This is a genomic window from Microtetraspora sp. AC03309 (genome assembly GCF_020826795.1).
Taxonomy (GTDB): domain Bacteria; phylum Actinomycetota; class Actinomycetes; order Streptosporangiales; family Streptosporangiaceae; genus Microtetraspora; species Microtetraspora glauca.
In genome coordinates, this window is the sequence record NZ_JADDIL010000573.1 from 1 (window position 1) to 415 (window position 415).

General features: G+C 66.5%; 1 pseudogene. It reads left to right on the forward strand.

The features are described from left to right. Positions 1-415, forward strand: a pseudogene (locus IMZ11_RS44415) (ATP-dependent chaperone ClpB); the annotation flags it as partial.

Consider the following 415-nt stretch of genomic DNA (forward strand, 5'->3'; position numbering starts at 1 on the left):
CCGCAAGTACATCGAGAAGGACGCCGCTCTGGAACGCCGCTTCCAGCAGGTGCTGGTCGGCGAGCCGCCGGTCGAGGACACCGTCGGCATCCTGCGCGGTCTCAAGGACCGCTACGAGGTGCACCACGGTGTGCGCATCACCGACTCGGCACTGGTTGCGGCCGCGACCCTTTCGGACCGCTACATCACCGCGCGTTTCCTGCCGGACAAGGCCATCGACCTGGTGGACGAGGCCGCTTCGCGGTTGCGCATGGAGATCGACTCCCGGCCCGTCGAGATCGATGAGGTCGAGCGGCTGGTCCGTCGCCTCGAGATCGAGGAGATGGCACTGGAGAAGGAGGAGGACGACGCCTCCAAGGAGCGGCTGGAGAAGCTGCGCGGCGAGCTGGCCGATTACAAGGAGAAGCTCTCGGAG